General features: G+C 68.9%; 5 protein-coding genes. 4 read left to right on the top strand and 1 reads right to left on the bottom strand.

Annotated features, from left to right (window positions below; genetic code table 11):
- Positions 1 to 81 precede the first annotated feature (81 nt).
- The 3 genes from pyrH to G6028_RS05975 are packed head-to-tail and all read left to right on the top strand — an operon-like array spanning position 82 to position 2338.
- On the top strand, positions 82 to 807 hold the full coding sequence (gene pyrH / locus G6028_RS05965) for a UMP kinase (protein ID WP_107747435.1): 726 nt from the start codon (positions 82 to 84) through the stop codon (positions 805 to 807).
- Between the two features lie 48 nt (positions 808 to 855).
- Positions 856 to 1413, top strand: a complete 558-nt coding sequence (frr, locus tag G6028_RS05970; RefSeq protein ID WP_182658325.1) for a ribosome recycling factor — start codon at positions 856 to 858, stop codon at positions 1411 to 1413.
- Positions 1414 to 1459: 46 nt separating this feature from the next.
- Positions 1460 to 2338: a phosphatidate cytidylyltransferase gene (locus G6028_RS05975; RefSeq protein WP_182658326.1), complete on the top strand. Its 879-nt coding sequence runs from the start codon at positions 1460 to 1462 to the stop codon at positions 2336 to 2338.
- A 48-nt stretch (positions 2339 to 2386) separates the two neighbouring features.
- Here G6028_RS05975 and G6028_RS05980 read toward each other — a convergent pair whose 3' ends face one another.
- A complete protein-coding gene (locus G6028_RS05980; protein WP_179525454.1) occupies positions 2387 to 2818 on the bottom strand; it encodes a LapA family protein in 432 nt (143 codons plus the stop codon).
- 86 nt (positions 2819 to 2904) lie between these two features.
- On the opposite strand from G6028_RS05980, the gene rlmN reads away from it, so the two are divergent.
- Entirely contained in the window at positions 2905 to 4014 is a 1110-nt protein-coding gene (rlmN, locus tag G6028_RS05985; RefSeq protein ID WP_179525453.1) for a dual-specificity RNA methyltransferase RlmN, read from the top strand.
- The last annotated feature ends 86 nt before the right edge of the window (positions 4015 to 4100 follow it).

Genomic DNA, 4100 nt, shown 5'->3' on the forward strand with positions numbered 1-4100 from the left:
AGGGCCGTACGGCTTCTCGACGACGACGTCGGGGGCGTTGACGCACGAGACGGGCGTGATCCGTCCGGGACGAGGAGAGCGATGACCGACCCGCGGGACGGCTACAAGCGTGTGATGCTCAAGCTGGGCGGAGAGATGTTCGGCGGGGGCGGCGTGGGGATCGACCCCGATGTGGTCCAGTCGGTCGCCAGGCAGATCGCCGAGGTGTCCCGCACGGGCGCGCAGATCGCGATCGTCATCGGCGGCGGGAACTTCTTCCGCGGCGCCCAGTTGCAGCAGCGTGGCCTCGACCGCGCACGGAGCGACTACATGGGGATGCTCGGCACCGTCATGAACTGTCTGGCGCTGCAGGACTTCCTCGAGCAGGAGGGCGTGTCCACGCGGGTGCAGACCGCCATCCACATGGGTCAGGTCGCGGAACCGTACATCCCCCTTCGTGCCGAGAGGCATCTGGAGAAGGGGCGTGTGGTGATCTTCGGCGCGGGCATGGGAATGCCCTACTTCTCCACCGACACGACAGCCGCCCAACGGGCGCTCGAGATCAAGGCCGAGGTGCTGTTGATGGCCAAGGCCGTCGACGGGATCTACTCGGACGACCCGCGGACCAACCCCGACGCCGAACTCTTCGCACGGATCGAGCACCGCGAGTGCCTGGAACGGGGACTGAAGGTCGCCGACACGACCGCGTTCAGCCTCTGCATGGACAACAAGATGCCCATCCTGGTCTTCAACCTCCTCACCGAGGGCAACATCGCGCGCGCCGTCGCCGGTGAGGAGATCGGGACCCTGGTCAGCAGCCCGGCCTGAGGCGCGGGATCCGCGCCCCTCATCCACGTAGAGAACGGAAGACAACACATGATCGACGACACCCTGCTCGAGGCCGAGGAGAAGATGGAGAAGGCCGTGGAGCACGTCCGTGACGAGCTCGCCGCCATCCGTACCGGTCGCGCCAACCCCGGCATGTTCAACCGGGTGCTCTGCGAGTACTACGGGACCCTGACCCCCATCACCCAGATGGCGAGTATCGCGGTGCCCGAGCCCCGGATGCTCATCATCAAGCCGTACGAGATGTCCCAGATCGGTCCGATCGAGAACGCCATCCGGAACTCGGATCTCGGCGTCAACCCGACCAACGACGGCCAGGTTCTGCGCGTGACGGTCCCACAGCTCACCGAGGAGCGCCGGCGCGATCTGGTCAAGCAGGCCAAGTCGAAGGCCGAGGACGGGCGTATCGCGCTCCGTGGCGTCCGGCGTAAGGCGATGGACGAGCTCAAGCGCATCGTCAAGGACGGTGAGGCGGGCGAGGACGAGGTCAACGCCGCCGAGAAGGAACTCGACAAGCTCACCCATCGCTTCGTGGCAGACGTGGACGAGCTCGTCAAGGCCAAGGAAGGCGAGCTGATGGAGGTCTGATCTTCCATCACCTTCCGACCCACCCCCGAGACTCGAGGAGAATGCCGTGGACACCGCCCCGCCCGGCCCACCCGGGCCCACCGCCGCGGCCGCGGCTCCGCCGTCGCGGGCGGGCAGGGACCTGACCCGCGCCATCCCCGTGGGAATCGGGCTCGGGGCGCTGGTGATCGCGAGCATCGCGTTCAACCCCAGGGCCTGGTACCTGGTCGCGGCCGGTGCCGTGGCCATCGGGACCTGGGAGGTGTTCAAGCGGCTCCGGCAGGCGCAGTTCCGCCTCCCACTGGTGCCCCTGCTCCTCGGTGGACAGGCGATGGTCTGGGCCGGGTTCTTCGCCGAGGCAAAGGGCGCCTTCGCCGCGTTCGCCGCCACCACCGTCCTGGTCCTGGTCTGGCGCCTCCTGATGGCGGGACTGACCACGGCCCCACAGAACTATTTCCGGGACGTCTCGGTCGCCGTGTTCGTCCTCGTGTGGATCGCGGTCCCGGGCGCTCTCGGCGCCATGCTCGCGGACGGCGACCACGGGGCGCAGCGAGTCGTCGCCCTGATCCTGTTGGTGGTGTGTTCGGACGTCGGGGGATACGTCACCGGCGTGCTGTTCGGCAGACATCCGATGGCGCCCGCGGTGAGCCCCAAGAAGTCGTGGGAGGGTTTCGCCGGATCGATGGTGTTCGCCATCATCGGCGGGGCGCTCGTGGTGGTGCTGCTGTTCGACGACAACTTCCTCAAGGGCGTCCTGCTCGGCGTCCTCACTGTCTTCACGGCGACCCTGGGCGACCTCATCGAGTCACAGGTCAAGCGTGACCTCGGCATCAAGGACATGGGCACCATGCTGCCGGGTCACGGCGGGTTCATGGACCGCCTCGACTCGGTCCTGCCCACCGCCGTCGTGGTGTGGATCATCTTCACCTACGTCGTCCCGACCTGAGCGTGCGGGGGCGCGCTCACCGGCGGTCGGCCGTGGGGACGACACCCCTCAGTGGTGGCGGGCCGACACCTTGCGCGCCTTCCGGGCGCGCATCCGCAGCTGCAGGATCCGGAATCCGGCGAACAGCGCCATGATCAGCGCGCCGGCGATGGCGGCGAACAGGATCAGGACCCCCAGGGGGAGGCTGAACTCCAGCCCCAGATACCGCACGCCCGTGGACGTGGTGTTCTGCGCGATGAAGATCAGCAACAGGATCGTCACCAGGGCGCCGAGGACCAGTCCCACCCAGGCCGACCCCAGCTTGCCGCCGTGGGTGTCCATGACGTCGTCGTCGTGGCTCCCGCGTCCACCGCGTGAGTCCCCGGCGGGGACCGTCGCAGGAGCCGAGGCGTGGGTGTCCTCGACCGGCGCGATCTCCGCTGCTCCGGCGGTGTGGTCGGTGTGCTGGGGATCAACTGGTTCGTGCGAACGCGTGGCCATGGGAGGACTCTATTCCCTCACCGGCGCCGACGGCATCCGCTGGCGGTGTGTCGTGCGGTCCGGTTTCTGACACAATGGCAGCCATCATGGTTGAACCACTACCCCTCGTCTTCGACGCCCCCCGCCGGGGTCTTCCGCCTCGTCACTTCGCCGACCTCGACGCAGAGGGCCGGGCTGCGGCGATGAGCGAACTGGGGGTCCCCGCCTTCCGGGGGAAGCAGCTCGCCAACCAGTACTTCGGACGACTCGAGGCCGACCCCGCGGAGATGACGGACCTCCCGGTCGGTCTGCGTGAACAGATCGGTTCCGAGTTGTTCCCGCGCCTGGCCTCCTCGGTCCGGCACATCTCCGCCGACGGGGGCACCACGCGCAAGACGTTGTGGAAGCTGCACGACGGCTCGCTGGTGGAGAGCGTGCTCATGCGCTACCCGGACCGGGCGACGCTGTGCATCTCCAGCCAGGCCGGGTGCGGCATGGCGTGCCCGTTCTGCGCCACCGGCCAGGCCGGGCTCGACCGCAACCTCTCGGCCGCCGAGATCCTCGAGCAGGTGCGCGAGGCCGCCCGGGCGATGCGGGACGGCGAGGTCCCCGGCGGCCCGGGACGACTGTCCAACGTGGTGTTCATGGGGATGGGTGAGCCGCTGGCCAACTACAAGCGGGTCCTCACGGCTGTCCGGGGGATCGTCTCGCCGCCGCCGTCCGGGTTCGGATTGTCCCAGCGTTCGGTCACGGTCTCGACGGTCGGAGTCGTCCCCGCGATCCATCGCCTCGCGGAGGAGGGACTCCAGGTGACCCTGGCGGTCTCGCTGCACACCCCTGACGACGAACTGCGCGACACCCTCGTGCCGGTCAACAACCGGTGGCCCGTCTCCGAGGTCATGGACGCCGCGCGGCACTACGCCGACGCCACGGGCCGGCGGGTGTCGATCGAGTACGCGTTGATCCGCGATGTGAACGACCAGACGTGGCGCGGGGAGATGCTCGGTCGGCTGCTCGTACAGCGCCTCGGGCCCATGGCCCACGTCAACCTGATCCCTCTCAACCCGACTCCGGGCAGCGAGTGGGACGCCAGCCCGAAGCCCCAGCAGGACGCGTTCGTCGCCGCGGTCCAGCAGTCCGGTGTCTCCTGCACCGTCCGGGACACCCGTGGGCAGGAGATCGCCGCCGCCTGCGGCCAGCTCGCCGCCGAAGGCTGAGCTCCGAGGGCCGATCACCGTGAGGTGAGCCCGGGCCGTCCCCGATCACGGACGAGGCCGCCGCCCGCGGATGTCGCGGGCGGCGG

It is taken from the genome of Dietzia cercidiphylli, from assembly GCF_014145145.1.
GTDB classification, from domain to species: Bacteria; Actinomycetota; Actinomycetes; order Mycobacteriales; family Mycobacteriaceae; genus Dietzia; species Dietzia natronolimnaea.

Excerpts from the sequence above, each read along its gene's own strand:
- G6028_RS05980 (WP_179525454.1), bottom strand. The coding sequence starts at position 2,818 with ATGGCCACGCGTTCGCACGAACCAGTTGATCCCCAGCACACCGACCAC.
- pyrH (WP_107747435.1), top strand. The coding sequence starts at position 82 with ATGACCGACCCGCGGGACGGCTACAAGCGTGTGATGCTCAAGCTGGGC.
- frr (WP_182658325.1), top strand. The coding sequence starts at position 856 with ATGATCGACGACACCCTGCTCGAGGCCGAGGAGAAGATGGAGAAGGCC.
- rlmN (WP_179525453.1), top strand. The coding sequence starts at position 2,905 with ATGGTTGAACCACTACCCCTCGTCTTCGACGCCCCCCGCCGGGGTCTT.